The sequence below is a fragment of the Methanobacterium sp. genome (genome assembly GCA_039666455.1).
Taxonomy (GTDB): Archaea; Methanobacteriota; Methanobacteria; order Methanobacteriales; family Methanobacteriaceae; genus Methanobacterium_D.
On the sequence record JAVSLW010000042.1, the window covers coordinates 1 to 1,138 of the forward strand.

The 1,138-nt window shown below is 63.7% G+C and carries 1 protein-coding gene; it reads left to right on the plus strand.

The window, feature by feature from the left end:
- On the plus strand, positions 1-1,138 hold a 1,138-nt coding region (locus PQ963_10355; GenBank protein ID MEN4030060.1), incomplete at both ends, for a hypothetical protein.

A 1,138-nucleotide genomic window follows, 5' to 3' on the forward strand; every position in this document is an offset into this window, starting at 1 on the left:
CATCAAGCTCACACTGGAGAACAACAGTGTGGTCACGCTCAAGAACTGTCGTGAAACCTGGAATAGCCAGTGTGTAGGGGCGTACGTGGCGGCCAACTGGCTGGCCGATGTCTACAACCTGCTGTTGGGCTGGTTGTTTGGAGATGCCATTCAATACCATGGCGTTTATGTGCAATACACGCCAGACAACGGGGTGCGCATCAAGAGGGTGGAGTTTCAGACGTACGAATGTCGAAACTGTGGATTCTTGTCAGCCGACGAGCCGCAGACGATGCGCATCGATTTCCTGACCTATGTGGACGGCGGGGTGCCGCCACACCATCTGCGAATCAGCACCAGCAGCGCCACGGCGCCCACCGGCTCGGACGTGCCCATCACCGTGACAGCCTGTGGCAACGCCGACTGTTCGCTGCCTTACACCAACGGCATCAGCTCGGGCACCATCGCCATGGCGGGGGTCAGCGGCACCTGGTCGCCGTCAGCCAACTTCTCGATTCCAGCCGGGCCGGTGAACACGGCCACCATCAACGCCCGCTTCACCAACACCGGGACGGCGACGATCAGCCTGTCGTCCTACGCGCCCACCCCGTCGAACACCCCGAAGGTGTTTTGTGGCATGGGCGTCACCCCGGCGTCGGGCAACAGTTGCAATCTGAACGTCAGCCAGCCACTGCACCATGTCCGAGTCTCCAGCGTGGCCAGCGGTCTGACCTGCTCGCCCAACAGCTACACGATCACGGCGTGCTCGAATGCGGACTGCAGTTCGCTGTACACGGCGGGCTTGACGGGCACCTTGGCCATCAGCGGTGGTACGGTGAACTACCCCAGCGGGGCGGGCTTCACGATCGGGGCGGGCAGCAGCAGCACGGTGGTGCAGGCGCAGCTCACCCAGGTGGCCACGTACACGGTGGGGCTCAGCGGCCTGTCGGTGACCCCATCGGCCAGCCCGCAGGTGTACTGCGGCATGGGGGCCACGCCCAGTGCGGGGGGCAGTTGCAGTCAGAGCATGGCTGAGGCCGGGCTGATCTTTGATGTGCCCAACCACGTCTCTGGCGACAGCCAGGCGGTGACGGTGAGCGCGGTGCGCAAGTCGGACAACAGCCTGTCGTGCACGCCGGCGTTTGCCAGCACGAGCAAG